17 protein-coding genes and 3 tRNA genes are annotated in these 15,083 nt (G+C 52.8%); 6 read left to right on the plus strand and 14 right to left on the minus strand.

Features of this window, described 5'->3' with window-relative positions; translation table 11 throughout:
- The first annotated feature begins 5 nt into the window (after positions 1 to 5).
- Genes livM through ACW9E7_RS12125 form a run of 3 tightly spaced genes read left to right on the plus strand, consistent with a single transcriptional unit; the run spans position 6 to position 2,865 of the window.
- Positions 6 to 1,280 (plus strand): high-affinity branched-chain amino acid ABC transporter permease LivM, encoded by a 1,275-nt coding sequence (gene livM, locus ACW9E7_RS12115; protein ID WP_149366619.1) that lies wholly within the window; start codon positions 6 to 8, stop codon positions 1,278 to 1,280.
- Positions 1,277 to 2,152, plus strand: a complete 876-nt coding sequence (locus ACW9E7_RS12120) for an ATP-binding cassette domain-containing protein (RefSeq protein WP_133294714.1) — start codon at positions 1,277 to 1,279, stop codon at positions 2,150 to 2,152. Before livM ends, ACW9E7_RS12120 begins: the two co-directional genes overlap by 4 nt.
- Positions 2,149 to 2,865, plus strand: coding sequence for an ABC transporter ATP-binding protein (locus ACW9E7_RS12125; RefSeq protein WP_458727828.1), 717 nt, complete (start codon positions 2,149 to 2,151; stop codon positions 2,863 to 2,865). The genes ACW9E7_RS12120 and ACW9E7_RS12125 overlap by 4 nt, the downstream gene beginning before the upstream one ends.
- Before the next feature lie 280 nt (positions 2,866 to 3,145).
- Here the strand turns inward: ACW9E7_RS12125 and ACW9E7_RS12130 are convergent, their stop codons facing one another.
- Entirely contained in the window at positions 3,146 to 3,823 is a 678-nt protein-coding gene (locus ACW9E7_RS12130; protein ID WP_458727829.1) for a DUF2076 domain-containing protein, read from the minus strand.
- 273 nt (positions 3,824 to 4,096) lie between these two features.
- On the opposite strand from ACW9E7_RS12130, the gene ACW9E7_RS12135 reads away from it, so the two are divergent.
- Positions 4,097 to 4,294, plus strand: coding sequence for a hypothetical protein (locus tag ACW9E7_RS12135; RefSeq protein ID WP_458727830.1), 198 nt, complete (start codon positions 4,097 to 4,099; stop codon positions 4,292 to 4,294).
- A gap of 751 nt (positions 4,295 to 5,045) precedes the next feature.
- On the opposite strand, the gene ACW9E7_RS12140 is transcribed toward ACW9E7_RS12135, so the two are convergent.
- The 6 genes from ACW9E7_RS12140 to uvrY all read right to left on the minus strand — a co-directional run bounded on the left by ACW9E7_RS12140 (position 5,046) and on the right by uvrY (position 8,582).
- A tRNA-Leu gene (locus ACW9E7_RS12140) sits at positions 5,046 to 5,132 on the minus strand.
- 11 nt (positions 5,133 to 5,143) lie between these two features.
- Positions 5,144 to 5,217 (minus strand) — tRNA-Cys (locus ACW9E7_RS12145).
- Positions 5,218 to 5,263: 46 nt separating this feature from the next.
- Positions 5,264 to 5,339, minus strand: a tRNA-Gly gene (locus ACW9E7_RS12150).
- A gap of 152 nt (positions 5,340 to 5,491) precedes the next feature.
- Complete coding sequence (pgsA, locus tag ACW9E7_RS12155; RefSeq protein WP_008500348.1) at positions 5,492 to 6,040, minus strand: CDP-diacylglycerol--glycerol-3-phosphate 3-phosphatidyltransferase; 549 nt, start codon at positions 6,038 to 6,040, stop codon at positions 5,492 to 5,494.
- 56 nt (positions 6,041 to 6,096) lie between these two features.
- Entirely contained in the window at positions 6,097 to 7,929 is a 1,833-nt protein-coding gene (gene uvrC, locus ACW9E7_RS12160) for an excinuclease ABC subunit UvrC (RefSeq protein ID WP_115875721.1), read from the minus strand.
- Positions 7,926 to 8,582, minus strand: coding sequence for a UvrY/SirA/GacA family response regulator transcription factor (gene uvrY, locus ACW9E7_RS12165; protein ID WP_111964857.1), 657 nt, complete (start codon positions 8,580 to 8,582; stop codon positions 7,926 to 7,928). Before uvrY ends, uvrC begins: the two co-directional genes overlap by 4 nt.
- A 399-nt stretch (positions 8,583 to 8,981) precedes the next feature.
- Between uvrY and ACW9E7_RS12170 the strand changes: the two genes are divergently transcribed.
- Together ACW9E7_RS12170 and ACW9E7_RS12175 are read left to right on the plus strand one after the other, a co-directional pair.
- The gene (locus ACW9E7_RS12170) at positions 8,982 to 9,062 is read left to right on the plus strand and encodes a hypothetical protein (protein WP_432442649.1); all 81 of its coding nucleotides are present in this window, start codon (positions 8,982 to 8,984) and stop codon (positions 9,060 to 9,062) included.
- Positions 9,049 to 9,273, plus strand: a complete 225-nt coding sequence (locus ACW9E7_RS12175) for a DUF2594 family protein (RefSeq protein ID WP_008500345.1) — start codon at positions 9,049 to 9,051, stop codon at positions 9,271 to 9,273. The genes ACW9E7_RS12170 and ACW9E7_RS12175 overlap by 14 nt, the downstream gene beginning before the upstream one ends.
- 66 nt (positions 9,274 to 9,339) lie before the next feature.
- On the opposite strand, the gene sdiA is transcribed toward ACW9E7_RS12175, so the two are convergent.
- The 7 genes from sdiA to ACW9E7_RS12210 form a co-directional block, all read right to left on the minus strand.
- Positions 9,340 to 10,062: a transcriptional regulator SdiA gene (gene sdiA, locus ACW9E7_RS12180; protein WP_127731506.1), complete on the minus strand. Its 723-nt coding sequence runs from the start codon at positions 10,060 to 10,062 to the stop codon at positions 9,340 to 9,342.
- 221 nt (positions 10,063 to 10,283) lie between these two features.
- On the minus strand, positions 10,284 to 11,036 hold the full coding sequence (tcyN, locus tag ACW9E7_RS12185; RefSeq protein WP_008500343.1) for an L-cystine ABC transporter ATP-binding protein TcyN: 753 nt from the start codon (positions 11,034 to 11,036) through the stop codon (positions 10,284 to 10,286).
- Complete coding sequence (tcyL, locus tag ACW9E7_RS12190; RefSeq protein WP_028013677.1) at positions 11,033 to 11,701, minus strand: cystine ABC transporter permease; 669 nt, start codon at positions 11,699 to 11,701, stop codon at positions 11,033 to 11,035. The genes tcyN and tcyL overlap by 4 nt, the downstream gene beginning before the upstream one ends.
- A 21-nt stretch (positions 11,702 to 11,722) precedes the next feature.
- Complete coding sequence (gene dcyD, locus ACW9E7_RS12195) at positions 11,723 to 12,709, minus strand: D-cysteine desulfhydrase (protein ID WP_111964859.1); 987 nt, start codon at positions 12,707 to 12,709, stop codon at positions 11,723 to 11,725.
- Positions 12,710 to 12,815: 106 nt separating this feature from the next.
- Entirely contained in the window at positions 12,816 to 13,616 is an 801-nt protein-coding gene (tcyJ, locus tag ACW9E7_RS12200; RefSeq protein ID WP_023336163.1) for a cystine ABC transporter substrate-binding protein, read from the minus strand.
- Positions 13,617 to 13,702: 86 nt separating this feature from the next.
- Positions 13,703 to 14,254 (minus strand): flagella biosynthesis regulatory protein FliZ, encoded by a 552-nt coding sequence (fliZ, locus tag ACW9E7_RS12205; RefSeq protein ID WP_008500339.1) that lies wholly within the window; start codon positions 14,252 to 14,254, stop codon positions 13,703 to 13,705.
- 54 nt (positions 14,255 to 14,308) lie between these two features.
- Positions 14,309 to 15,028 carry an RNA polymerase sigma factor FliA gene (locus tag ACW9E7_RS12210; RefSeq protein ID WP_014170714.1) on the minus strand — a complete coding sequence of 240 codons (720 nt, stop codon included), beginning with the start codon at positions 15,026 to 15,028 and terminating at the stop codon, positions 14,309 to 14,311.
- Between the last annotated feature and the right edge of the window lie 55 nt (positions 15,029 to 15,083).

Genomic DNA, 15,083 nt, shown 5'->3' on the forward strand with positions numbered 1-15,083 from the left:
GAATGATGACATCACACGGCTTTTCACTTAAACGCTGCATGCTGGACGCGATCTTTTCCGGGCTGGTTGCGCTGATTATCTTCGGTCCCATCGCGGGCGTGGTGCTGGACGGGTACAGCTTTACCTTCGCCGGGCAGCGCCTGGCCTGGATGGTTGGCACCGTAATGCTCGGACGTTTTCTGTTGAGCGCCTTTTTAGGTACCGCCGCGGGCGCCCGTTTCCAGGCACGCTTCGAAGCCGATAGCGCAGGCGTATATGTCCGTCCACCGGAATACAAAAGCCGCATGCGCTGGATTATTCCTCTGGTGATTGCTCTTGCGATTTGCTTTCCGTTTGTTGCCACTAAATATGTGCTGACCGTCGCCATTCTCGGGCTGATCTACGTGCTTCTCGGTCTGGGGCTGAACATCGTCGTGGGTCTGGCCGGTCTGCTGGATCTGGGATATGTCGCGTTCTACGCGATTGGGGCGTACGGTCTGGCGCTGGGGTACCAGTATCTCGGCTTAGGCTTCTGGAGCATGCTGCCGCTGGCGGCGATCATGGCCGCCGCCGCAGGCGCCCTGCTCGGTTTCCCGGTACTGCGCATGCACGGTGACTATCTGGCCATCGTCACCCTCGGGTTCGGGGAGATTATTCGCCTGATACTGAACAACTGGCTGACCTTCACCGGCGGACCCAACGGCGTGTCGGCCCCTCCCCCCACTTTTTTCGGCCTGGAATTTGGACGACGCGCGAAAGAAGGCGGCGTGCCCTTCCACGAATTTTTCCACCTGACCTACAACCCGAACATGAAGTTTATTTTTATCTACGCGGTGCTGTTCCTGGTGGTGATGCTGGTGCTCTACATTAAGCACCGCCTGACGCGAATGCCGATTGGTCGGGCGTGGGAAGCGCTGCGTGAAGACGAAATTGCCTGCCGCTCAATGGGGCTGAATCATGTTCTGGTTAAGCTTTCCGCCTTTACGCTGGGCGCGTCGACCGCGGGCATTGCCGGGGTGTTCTTCGCCACCTATCAGGGGTTCGTGAATCCTACCTCGTTTACCTTCTTTGAATCGGCACTGATCCTCGCCATTGTGGTGCTGGGCGGTATGGGCTCTACGCTTGGCGTGGTGCTGGCCGCCTTTGTGCTCACGGTAACGCCGGAACTGCTGCGCAGTTTTGCCGAGTACCGCGTCCTGCTGTTTGGCATGCTGATGGTGGTGATGATGATCTGGCGTCCACGCGGTTTGATCCGCATCAACCGCAGCGGGTTTGCCGTGCGTAAGGGCGTCGCACCATGAACGGAACGATACTACGCGTTGAACATCTGATGATGCACTTCGGCGGGATTAAAGCGCTAAACGACGTCAACCTGGACGTGCAGCGTGGCTCCATTACCGCCCTGATTGGGCCAAACGGGGCGGGAAAAACTACCGTGTTTAACTGCCTGACGGGCTTCTACAGAGCCTCCGGCGGCAACATTTTATTTAATACCCGCCATAAAACGACCAACGTCATTCAGGTCCTCGGGCAAAAATTCCAGCCCGGCGACTGGATTAACCCCGCGCAGCTCGGGCAGCGTCTTTTCTACAAAATGTTCGGCGGAACCCATCTGGTCAACCGTGCCGGGCTGGCGCGCACGTTTCAAAATATCCGTCTTTTTCGCGAGATGTCGGTCGTGGAAAACCTGCTGGTGGCGCAGCATATGCGCGTTAACCGCAATCTGCTTGCCGGGATCCTGAATACGCCGTCCTACCGGCGGGCAGAAAGCGACGCCCTGGACAGAGCCTTCTACTGGCTGGAAGTGGTAGATCTGGTGGAGTACGCCAATCGCCTGGCGGGAGAGATGTCCTACGGCCAGCAGCGGCGACTGGAAATCGCGCGGGCAATGTGTACCGGGCCGGAAATGATCTGTCTGGATGAACCCGCAGCCGGACTGAACCCGGTTGAAACGCATAAGCTGAGCAGCATTATTCGCTTTCTGCGGGATCATCATGACATCACGGTATTGCTGATTGAGCATGATATGGGGATGGTGATGGAGATTTCGGACGACATTATCGTGCTCGACCACGGCGATGTGATTGCCAGAGGAAAACCTGAACAGATCCAGCATGATGAAAAGGTCATTGCCGCCTATCTGGGCACGGACGAAAGCGAGGTCTCCCTATGAGCGAACCGCTGCTGGCATTTCGCGAGGTGGATGTGTTTTACGGCGTCATTCAGGCGCTGAAGCAGGTCTCCCTTGAGGTGAATAAGGGGGAAACCGTGGCGCTGATTGGCGCAAACGGCGCGGGAAAATCGACATTGCTGATGTCCATCTTTGGCCAGCCGCGTATTCGCAGCGGGCAGATCCTTTTCGGCGGTGAAGATATCAGCCATAAATCCACCCACTACGTCGCGTCCGGCGGCATTGCGCAGGCGCCGGAAGGCAGACGAATTTTTCCGGATATGACCGTTGAAGAGAATCTGCTGATGGGGACCATCCCCATCGGCAGCCAGTTTGCGGCTGAAGATATGCAAACCATGTTTGACCTTTTCCCCCGCCTGAAAGAGCGGCGCAAGCAGCGCGCGATGACCATGTCCGGTGGCGAACAGCAGATGCTGGCGATCGCCCGGGCGCTGATGAGCCGTCCGAAGCTGCTGCTGCTGGATGAACCGAGCCTCGGTCTGGCGCCGATTGTGGTGAAACAGATCTTCCAGAATCTGCGCGAGCTGGCCCGTAACGGCATGACTATCTTTCTGGTGGAGCAGAATGCGCATCACGCGCTGAAGCTCTCTGACCGCGGGTATGTGATGGTAAACGGACAGATCAGGTTGACCGGCAGCGGCGAGGAGCTGCTGGGGAATCAGGAGGTGAGGAAGGCGTATTTGGGCGGGGTGTGATTTGATACCTGCCGAATGCGCTTATACAGTGATGGACCATTTCGGCACATACGGAATAGAAGAACTGGAGGATACCTTAGTCGATATCGCCTCTTTATTTAAATTGCTTCCGGCAATTCTTACAGGTTTGCTAGTAAGGAAAGTAGTAAAACGAATCTAATTTATGAGCCTTCAGGGGTAGCGTCGAAGGATTCTTTTGACCCGGAAACGCAAAACCCCTAATCGTAGGATATCCAACTTTCGGGGTTCACTTCATTTCGGTAGTCACACGATAACGTCGTTAAATAAAACTGTCGTCGTCATTGCTGTAGTCGTCATCTACATCGTCGTTCTGCCAGGCGTCGTTATTATTACCGAGCGGATCGTTCTGGTTGAGGAAACGGGTGTCAGAGACGTTATTGAAGTCGCCGTATTGATTACCGACAAACGGTTCACCACCGACGGGTATTATCGGTTCTTCGATGATGTTCACTATCTCTTCCGGCCGCGACTGATGGAACATGCTGGTAAGCATCTCGGCCAGCGCGATGCCACCGGCCACGCCAGCGGCTGTCTGGAGCGCGCCAGCCATAAAACCGCCGCCGCGAGTAGCCGGCGCTGGCGCCCGAGAGTAATCCTGCGCCGGCGGCTGTTGCGGCTGGGCATTCCAGCTGTTTTCAGGCTGCGGGTTATTTTTCCCGCCACCAAACAGGCCGCCGAGGAAACTGCCGCCCGTCGAGGGTTTGCTTTTTTGCGCGGCTAATTCGCTTTCCAGCTCCTGAACCCTGGACTGCAGGCGTTTCAACGCCGCTTCCTGAATCAAAATCGATTGCGCCATATAGTAGGGGGCCGCAGGCTGCTGTCTGACGAATTCAGCGATCTGACGCTCCGCATCTGCATCCCGTTGGCTGTTTTGTTGTCCGGCCTGTTTAAGACGCTCGAAAAGGCCGTTGATAAGCTGCTGTTCTTCATATTGCATGACAATAACCTTCCGCTCTCCGGGGTGGATACCAACCAGTTTATCAGCGGCGGCAACCTGTGTCTGACGAGTGAAATGTTTGTTTAAGATTGGTTGCAGGTTAGCTGAAAATCGCCCTGCTTTCCGGGCTTGATATTAGAGAATTCCGGCTTCCTGGTTTCTGTAGCGCAGGGAATGCTCTCTTTTCCGGTTAGCATGTATTACCTCGGTTATGACTTTATAGACACAGCTCATCGCCACGCTAATTTTGATGATCGTGTGAGGATGGCGAACATGCTCAAACGAGGAATATCGGTTAATCAGGAAGCTCAAAAAATAGTTAACGCCGTTATCAGAGAGTTCATGTCAAAAGTGAACATTGATAATATTCAGGGCATTGCACAAAATTTTACTGGCGTAATGGCTGGTAAATTCATATTCGCTGAGTTAACCGGAGTAAAACTAGGCCTGCCGTATCGTCACGCATTATGACCTCGTTCGCCGCTGGCGTGGTCATCGGAAGCGCTCTCACGATTGGCGCAGAAACATCGAGAGCTATCTATACGGCTAGAAAGCTTGAAAACCAGAACCCTGTACTCTACTACCGACTTAAGAGTATGGGTGATTTAGATCTTCTGTATTTTCTTGTTGAAGAAAAATTGAAACCTTTTCTTGACGCATGCAGCGTAGCAGATGTAAACAAGCATGAATTTAACGAAGTATGTAAATACTTTTTTGGTGGATTATGAACACTCAGGACATTATCAAATTAATAGCATCCAGAATTCTGCGCGGGTTGGGGATGGGAATTGCTTCTGCGGGCCTATTGTCCTGTATTTATTTCTTTTCATTTTCAAAAGACGAATCCCGTTTTATCTGGGGTGCAGCGTCTGGTGCTCTCATTGTCCTTGGTTACTTTATATACCGAATCGCGATACTTAAGGTTTTTGACGAACGTTGAAGACCTCAATTGCTCATACTCCATCAAAAAGCCCACCGATTGGTGGGCTTGATGTTAAAGACTTAGTCTTAACGTCTTCCTGTCATAATAGAATGACGGAATGGCATCAAATAGGATGAAATCAACCGCAACTTTTCGCGTGATCCACATTTGAGTGGTGGTCGCTGGGCAGTAGTGCCCTCTTGTTGTGGCGAAGTTGAATGGCGAAAGATAGGCACAAAAAAACCACCTTTCGGTGGTTTCACGACACTGCTTATTGCTTTGATTATTCTTTGTTTCCCATGGTAGCCGGAGTGGGACTTGAACCCACACAGCGCGAACGCCGAGGGATTTTAAATCCCTTGTGTCTACCGATTCCACCATCCGGCCAGGGAAGAAAGTGGAGGCGCGTTCCGGAGTCGAACCGGACTAGACGGATTTGCAATCCGCTACATAACCGCTTTGCTAACGCGCCGTAAAACTTTTTAAACTGACACCCGCTACTGCGCATGTCTTTAATCTGGAGCGGGAAACGAGACTCGAACTCGCGACCCCGACCTTGGCAAGGTCGTGCTCTACCAACTGAGCTATTCCCGCATGTCATCAAGTAAATGTCTAACCACTTGATTTCATTATCGTCCGGCTGACTGTGCCGCCGTTCGATGCGTTGCATTCTACTGATATGACGTTATGAGTCAACGTTATTTTTTGCATCCCCGGATCGTTTGCTGAAAATTACGGCGATACGATCACTGATCAAGCAAATCCCCTCGGGCAGCGTTCAAATATTGCAGCATTGACCACAGCGTCAGCACTGCCGCTACCCACAGCAGGCCAATTCCCGCCCACTCAACCCAGGCGTTCGGACGCCAGAGCATCCAGACCAGCGCCGCCATCTGCGCCGTCGTTTTCACTTTACCAATCCACGAGACCGCCACGCTGCTGCGTTTTCCCAGTTCCGCCATCCACTCGCGAAGCGCAGAGATAATAATCTCACGGCCAATCATGGTTGCCGCAGGCAGCGTCACCCACCAGGTATGATAGTGCTCGGCCACCAGCACCATGGCAATCGCGACCATCACTTTATCCGCCACCGGATCGAGAAAGGCGCCGAAACGGGTGCTTTGATTCCAGCGGCGCGCCAGATAGCCATCAAACCAGTCTGTTACCGCTGCGATAAGGAAGATCAATGCGCACGCAAAGGGTGCCCAGACAACCGGCAGGTAAAACGCCAGCACAAAGAACGGGATGAGTACAACACGAAAAAGAGTGAGCAACGTAGGGATATTATATTGCATAGTGACGGTAACTATTTGTTGTCAGTAAAATTTAGCTCTATGTTGCTACAGAGCCCTCAATGTTTCAACGAGTAGTAGATCTTTTCTGCCAGCCCTTGCGAAATACCCGGCACTTTTGCAATTTCCTCCATGCTGGCGTTGAGTAATCCTTGCAATCCGCCCATATATTTCAGCAGCATCTGGCGACGTTTTGGCCCCACGCCTTCAATCGTTTCCAGGCTACTGGTATTTTTCACCTTCGCCCGTTTTTTGCGGTGACCGCTGATGGCATGATCGTGTGATTCATCGCGAATATGCTGGATGACGTGAAGCGCCGGTGAATCCGGCGGCAGGCTGAAGCCCTCACCTTCCGGCTCGAAGAACAGTGTCTCCAGCCCGGCCTTACGATCGGCCCCTTTTGCGACACCCAGCAGCAGCGGATGGTTTTTATCCCAGCTGACATCAAGCGATTCAAATACCGCTTTCGCCTGCCCGAGCTGCCCTTTCCCACCGTCAATCAGGATCACATCCGGGATTTTGCTCTCTTCAATGGCTTTACCATAGCGACGACGCAGCACCTGATTCATCGCCGCATAGTCATCGCCCGGCGTGATGCCGGTGATGTTATAGCGACGATACTCGGCGCGCAGCGGGCCGTTAGCATCGAACACCACGCAGGAGGCCACCGTCTGTTCCCCCATCGTATGGCTGATGTCGAAACACTCCATCCTTTTCACTTCCGGCAGCTTAAGCAGCGTTGCCAGGGCCGTTAAACGCTGGTGCACCGTCGACTGCTGCGATAGCTTAGTGGTGAGCGCCGTCGCCGCGTTGGTGCGTGCCAGCTTCAGATAACGCGCACGATCGCCGCGCGGTTTGGTTTGTACATTGACCCGACGCCCCGCCAGCTCAGAGAGCGACTCGCCCAGCAGGGTTTTATCGTCAAGATTAAAATCGAGCAGGATCTCAGAAGGCAGCGTGCGCATCTGGCTCCCCTGCAGATAGAACTGGCCGACAAAGGTTTCCACCACTTCACCCAGTTCGGTACCGCCAGGCACTTTCGGAAAATAGCTGCGGCTGCCGAGCACTTTGCCCTGGCGAATAAACAGCACGTGCACGCAGGCCATCCCGGCGTCAAAGGCTACGCCGATAACGTCGAGATCGTCACCGGTATTCGAGACAAACTGTTTCTCAGTGACTCTGCGCACCGCCTGGATTTGGTCGCGGATCCGTGCGGCCTCTTCGAACTCGAGTGCGGCACTGGCTTTTTCCATCCGCGCGATAAGCTGCGTTAAGACCTGATCGTCTTTTCCAGCTAAGAACAGGCGCACATACTCCACCTGCTGAGCATACTCCTCTTCACTCACCAGCCCGGCTACACACGGCCCCAGGCAGCGACCAATCTGGTACTGAAGGCACGGGCGCGAGCGGTTACGGTAAACGCTGTTTTCACACTGGCGGATTGGGAAGATTTTTTGCAGCAACGCCAGCGTTTCACGCACGGCATAGCCGTTAGGGAACGGCCCGAAATATTCACCCTTTGCATGTTTCGCACCGCGGTGCATGGCGAGGCGCGGATGGGTGTCGCCGCTCAGAAAAATAAACGGGTAGGATTTATCATCACGCAACAGGACGTTATAGCGCGGCTGGTAGAGCTTAATATAGTTGTGCTCTAACAGCAGCGCTTCTGTCTCCGTGTGCGTGACGGTGACATCAATATTCTGAATGAGTGAGACCAGCGCTTCGGTCTTACGGGAGGCCAGGTTGCTGCGAAAATAGCTGGAGAGACGTTTTTTAAGATCTTTTGCCTTCCCCACGTAGATAACCGTACCGCCAGCGTCATACATGCGATAGACGCCAGGCTGGCTGGTTACGGTTTTCAGAAATGTTTTTGAATCGAACACATCACTCACTGACTTAACAACGTCTCCGCATTACACAAACCATGCCGGATGGCCAGATGCGTCAGTTCCACATCACCATGAATGTTCAGTTTACTGAACATACGGTAACGATAGCTGTTGACCGTTTTCGGGCTGAGATTCAGCTGTTCCGAGATCTCATTCACCTTCTGACCTTTAGTGATCATCAGCATAATCTGCAATTCACGCTCGGACAAACTGGCAAACGGTGATTCGGTTTTCTCGGGCTCGATCTGGCTCAGGGCCATCTGCTGTGCGATGTCGGAAGCAATGTAACGCTGTCCTGCATACACGGAACGGATCGCATTGACGACTTCCTGCGGCGCCGCTCCTTTGCTCAGATAGCCCGCTGCGCCCGCCTGCATCACTTTCGCGGGCAGTGGGTTTTCGGTATGCACGGTCAGCATGATGACTTTTGTATCAACAAAAGTACGCGCGATTTTGCGTGTTGCTTCAAGACCACCGATACCGGGCATGTTCATATCCATCAGTACCACATCTGCCGAGTTTGTGCGGCACCATTTTACCGCATCTTCGCCACAGCACGCCTCACCGGCAACTTTAATACCTTTAATATCTTCAAGAATGCGTCGTATCCCTGCGCGCACCAGTTCGTGGTCATCAACAAGAAGGACGTTGATCAAAGGAAATGTCTCCAGAATAGGGATAACGCTACTGAGTGATAATTTGGTTTATATTAACGGTTTTCCTCACAAGATTAAAACGTTAAAAAACCGGCTATTCGATTTTGCTCTCGTTTTTGGAAATTAGGCTGTACAGTCCGTGGAAAGAGAGACCATGCAGTCAGTGCTTTTGCAGCTTTTTTTAAGCATCTGTATTCAAAAAGTTACAAAAAACTTGCAGGCTTTTCCTGCAAAAAAACAGATCTCAAATTTTTGTAACAATAATTAACGGCAAGCGAACCGGGCATAAACAATTAATAGCCTTTAACGGCGGTTAAGTTTACCGGTACGTTCTGTTTACGCAATTAAACCTCCACGTAAAAGTACAAAAAACAACCACTGCATTTTTTGCTTCAGCTTGTGGTATACTCCGCCGCCTTGACTTTCGTCGTCGCGCTTAAGCGCCGTTTAATAATGAGGAAAATAAATGAGCACACCTGAATTTGCCACTGCGGAGAATAACCAGGAACTGGCACAGGAAGTAAACTGCCTGAAAGCATTGCTAACGTTGATGCTGCAGGCGATGGGCCAGGCTGATGCCGGTCGTGTGATCATTAAAATGGAAAAACAAATCGCGGAGATGGAAGACCAGGCTGAATCTGCGGTATTTGCTAACACCGTTAAGCAAATCAAACAAGCCTACCGCCAGTAACAAAAAACGGCTGGATGCAGTGCATTCAGCCGTTCCCTCGTCTGTCACGCAGAACGTATTATCCTGTCAGATCAGCCCCGTTGCCGCCGCGTAACACGCAATCTGGGTTTTGTTAGGCGCATTGAATTTCTTCTGCATATTTTTCTGATGGAAGTTAACGGTATTCTCTGAGATAGAGAGAATGATCGCTATTTCCGCTGACGTCTTCCCTTCCGCAGTCCATTTCAGAATTTCGCGCTCGCGTTTACTGAATTTCATTTCTGGCGGCATGACCATCTCATCTTCAAAACGCGTCAGAGAGGTTAAAGCCATTTGCACCAGCATTTGCAACCGCAGTTCTATTTCCTCACGGGCAAATGGCCCTTCCTTAAGACTCGTACGAGATACTGACAGGAAGCCAAGCGCGTGGTTAGGCAGCATCAGGCACTGCGTTATTCCCGCGCGTAAACCGTGGTCCTGGGCGCTATGCCATAATTCCTGCGCCTCGGCAAATAATGCGTCTGTCCAGGGTAGATGACCCTGGATGAAATTTTCCGCTTTTAAAACCGGATCGATAGCGAAATAGTTCGCGGAATGATATTGCGCCATCCACGGCTTTGGATAAGTAGTCTGCAAAGAGATTTTAGGGCGCGTAAAGGGCACGGGATGCCGCACGCAGAGCGCGTAATAATCGAATTCCAGCGCCTGAGTTTGCCGCTCTAGCTCCTGATATACCTCATCGGTACTCGTCAATTGCTGAAACCGGAGTGAGCAGTCCCGTCGCCAGTTGAAAAAGTCTGAATCCTTCATACTTACTAAATGAAGCCTCTGAAAAGATAATCATTATTATGGTGAATATAAACTAACACATAAAACTTTTTTCTAACTGCAAAATATCGGCAATAGCCCAATTAACTTTAGTATTCATAAGGTTTATCCGAGCAGGGCGGAATAAAAAATCAAAGGACGGCGCCCGTAGGGAGAATAATTTGCTCCAGCCTAAATTTCTGGAGCAAATTAGTGCATAAATGCTACTGCATGAGGAATTTTTCAAGGAACTGACGGGTTCGCGGCTGTTGAGGATTGGCGAACAGACTTTTCGCCGGCCCCTGCTCAACAATCCGACCCTGATCCATGAAGATGGCTCTGTCAGCAACATCGCGTGCAAAGCTCATTTCATGCGTTACGATCACCATCGTCCTTTTTTCCTGCGCCAGCTGGCGAATGGTGTTCAGCACTTCACCCACCAGTTCAGGATCGAGCGCGGAGGTCGGTTCATCAAACAGGATCACGTCAGGACGCATCGCCAGCGCGCGCGCTATCGCCACGCGCTGCTGTTGGCCGCCCGACAGACGGCGCGGATAGCTGGTCTCTTTTCCCGCCAGCCCGACTTTGGCGAGCAGTTCGCGCGCGCGCGCCGTCGCCTCCTCTTTTGGCTCACCTTTAACGATAACCGGCCCTTCGATAATGTTCTCCAGCACCGTACGGTGCGGGAAGAGATTAAAGTTCTGGAAAACGAAACCGACATGCTGACGCAGGCGGCGAATTAAACCTTTCTGCTGGCTGATGGATTTCCCTGTATCAATCGTTATCTCGCCTACCCGGATGGTGCCGCCTTCCGGCTGTTCAAGCAGGTTAATGCTGCGCAGCAGCGTCGTCTTTCCCGAACCGCTCGGTCCGATAATCGCCACCACTTCCCCCTGCTCTACTTCCAGATCGATCCCGTGGAGCACCGTTTGACCGTGGAATTTTTTCACCAGGTTTTTGACGTCGATAGCACTCATTTTGGATCACGCTCCTGGCGGTTAAGCTGGTTTTCGAAGTAGTTTTGCAGAGCAGACAGTACCGTCGCCATCACCCAGTAAATTAGCGAGGCGGCCAGATACATGGTAAAGACTTCAAGCGTGCGCGAAGTAATAAGCTGTGCCTGACGGAAAAGTTCCGGAACCTGAATCGTTGCTGCCAGGGAAGTATCTTTCACCAGGCTAATAAAGCTGTTGCTGAGCGGCGGTAGCGCCACGCGCGCCGCCTGAGGCAGAATGGCCCGGCGCAGCGTCTGCCATGGCGTCATCCCGATACTGGCCGCCGCTTCCCACTGCCCTTTGTCAATGGAGGAGATGGCCGCACGCAGGGTTTCAGAGGTGTACGCCGCGGTATTGAGAGACAGACCAATCATCGCTGCCGGAATCGGATCCAGCTCGATACCAAACTGCGGCAAGCCGTAGTAGATCATAAAGAGCTGGGCGATGAGCGGCGTACCGCGAAACACGGAGATATAAAAACGCGCCAGCCAGCGCACCGGCAGGATGGGCGACATGCGCATTAAGGCCAGCACAAATCCCAGAACCAGCCCAAAGAACATCCCGCCGATACTGAGCTGTAACGTAAATACCGCACCTTTCAGCAGAAACGGCAGAGAATCAATAACCAGTTGAATACTTTCTTGCATTATTATTTTTCGACCTGATTTTTAGACATGAGGATGGTAGGCAAACAGAGCAGGCGCCCCGCCGGTATGGACAAATAAAATCGGCCCTTCATCCTTAAAGCGTTTCTGCGCAATGCCGTCAATCAGTCCGGCCATCGCTTTGCCGGTATAGACCGGATCGAGCAGTATGCCCTCGAGGCGCGCCAGCAGCTTCACCGCTTCCATGCCCTCTTCGTTAGGCGTACCGTAACCCGGCGCAAAATAGTCATCCCAGAGCAGAATATCGGCCTTTGCCTTCAGCTCCAGCTGCTCTGCGACCGCCTGCTGTAACGTAACCACTTTTGGCTTTTGATCCGCGACGCTGCGGGACACCGTCACCCCAATAAGCTCGACGTCCGGCAGCAGTTGTTCGAGCCCCACCGCCAGCCCGGCATGCGTGCCCGCGCTTCCGGACGCGACAACCACGGAGGAGAGGCTCACTGCGCCCTCGCACTGCTGCGCAATTTCCAGCGCACTTTCCACATACCCCAGCGCGCCCAGTGCGTTCGAACCGCCGACAGGAATAACGTAGGGGCGGAACCCCTGCGCTTCCAGACGCGTCGCCAGCTCGTCGAGCTGGGCGGCCGGATCGGTCAACGCATCCACCATTTCTACCTGCACATTAAACAGATCCAGCAGCAGACGGTTACCGTTGGTGAGATAGTTTTCTGCCCGCGTGCCAATCGGGTTTTCCAGCAACGCCACGCAGTGGAGCCCAAGCTTTGCCGCCACGGCCGCCGTCTGGCGAACGTGGTTGGACTGGATGGCCCCGGCGGTAATGAGCGTATCCGCGCCTTCGCGCAGGGCGTCAGCAGCCAGAAACTCCAACTTGCGCAGCTTGTTGCCCCCCATCGCCATCGGCGTCACGTCATCACGCTTAATAAAAATATCGCGCCCTAAATAATCAGAAAATCGCGGCAGGTACTCCAGCGGCGTCGGCGCGCCGATGAACTCCAGGCGGGGAAAGCGCGTTAAATTCTGTAGTGACATGGGTTCTCCGGTAACTCTGACAAAATGTGATATTTTTCATTATGCACGCAGACGCGAAAGAAATAAAAAAGGCGCTTTTAAAAGCGCCTTTTTTTACGGCAGAAACTTATTTCGTGACGTCTGCACCGAACCACTTCTCGGAGAGCGCTTTCAGGCTACCGTCTTTTTGCATGTCAGCAATCGCTGAATCAATCGCTTTAACCAGGTCTTCGTTACCTTTACGAACGGCAACGCCTGATTCCTGACGAGAGAACGCATCACCCGCTACCGCCAGGGTATTGTTGGTTTTCTTCACCAGATCCAGCGCGGCCAGGCGGTCAACCAGAATGGCGTCGATACGGCCCACGCGCAGATCCTGGTATTTCGTCGGGTCATCATCATAGGTGCGGATATCAACGCCCTGCACGTTCTGGCGCAGCCACTCTTCATAGTTAGTACCCAGACCAACACCGACTTTCTTCCCTTTCAGGTCCGCGGCAGTTTTAATTCCGCCTTCGTTGCCTTTCTTCACCAGCGCCTGAATACCGGACACGGTGTACGGCGTAGAGAAGTCATATTTCTTCTTACGCTCGTCAGAAATGGTCACCTGATTGATCACCACATCAATACGTTTGGAATCCAGCGACGCCAGCATACCGTCCCACTTGGTCGGTTTCAGGGACGCTTTCACGCCGAGGTGCTTCGCCAGCTCTTCAGCAAACTCCACTTCAAAACCGGTCAGCTTACCGTCATCGCCCTGGAAGCTGAACGGAGGATAGGTTCCTTCCAGCCCGACCAGCAGCGTACCGCGCTCTTTTACTTTATTCAGCAGGTTTTCTGCGGCGAACGTTTTCACGCTCATGCCCGCAACCAGCGCAACGGCCATAACACCCATCAGCGCCTGACGACCCAGAAGTGCAAATTTCATAAATACCCCGATATAGTGGAATTTTTACGTAGTGTAGAGAAATCGCCTGCAACGTCAAAGGCGACTGCGCTACATCTTATTCTTTTTTAATATATATCAGAAGTTGTTCCGGCGTGGGCTTTCTGCTTTATGGCACCCGGCATTTGTACCTTGTATTGCGCATACTTGCGCAGCGCAATTCGGTAGTTGTTGGTGCTGGTCGCAGGCAGCCACGGCTCAAGATTTTCATCCAGATAACCGGTTTTCAGCAGATCGCGAGAAATATTGTTTACGGTCAGATGTTGCCCAAGGCGGCGCAGGCGAACGACATATTCGCGAACGGTGCCGTGGCTCATCTCCGTTTGTTCAAACAGGAACTGTTTGAAGCCGATAATATCGAAGAAGTCGCTTTGCTCTTTGCAGTGGAGATCCCCACAGAAACGGCAAAGCGCCACCCACTCTTTTTGCTCTTCGAGCCATGCTGCTTCGTCCATCAACGTGTCGAGACGCGAAATCGCAATCTTATTGACGATTTCGCCCCGGCGAACCAGCGTGATACGATCGAGTAACTTGTTACAGTGGGCGCAATGCGTCTGGCTGTGTTTAAAGTCTTTCAGGTAGCGGCTTAAAGGCCGTCTTTTAGATTGCTGCACCGTCATGATAACTCCTGGTTGTCAATACGTTGTGCGGCATTTTTAAGGTGAATCAATCACCTATAACTTACCCAGCTTGGTTCGTAAGCGTTTAATGGCCTGGCTGTGCAGCTGGCTCACCCGCGACTCTCCCACCTCCAGAACAGCGCCAATCTCTTTGAGGTTAAGCTCTTCCTGGTAATAAAGGGTCAATACCAGCTGTTCGCGTTCAGGCAGAGCTTCAATAGCCTCCATGACGCGCTGGCGTAAATTCCCTTCCATTAAATGGTGTAACGGGTTCTCCTGCTGGTGCTCGTCCGTCACCAGCTCGATGCTATCGCCATGCTCTTCGCGCCACTCATCATAAGAGAAGAGTTGGCTATTATTGGTATCGAGCAACATCTGACGATACTCTTCAACAGCAATGCCAAGACGTTCCGCCACTTCGGTTTCCGTTGCGTTACGTCCCAGTTCCTGTTCCAGCTGCCCCATCGCATGCGCCACTTCGCGCGCGTTGCGGCGAACACTGCGCGGCACCCAGTCGCGGCTGCGCAGCTCGTCCAGCATCGCACCACGAATACGCTGAACTGCGTAAGTCGTAAATGCCGTTCCTTGCAGAGCGTCGTATCGGTCAACTGCATTCAATAACCCGATACCGCCCGCCTGTAGCAGATCGTCGAGTTCCACGCTCGCCGGCAAGCGCACCTGGAGGCGCAATGCTTCGTGACGCACCAGCGGGACATAACGCTGCCACAGCGAGTGTTTATCCATTACACCTTCAGCGGTATAGAGTGAATTCACGATAAACAGCCCTGCGTTAGTTGAGTTATCGGCATGATTATCCGATTCTGCAGGG

This window comes from Enterobacter sp. H2G27 (assembly GCF_054403075.1).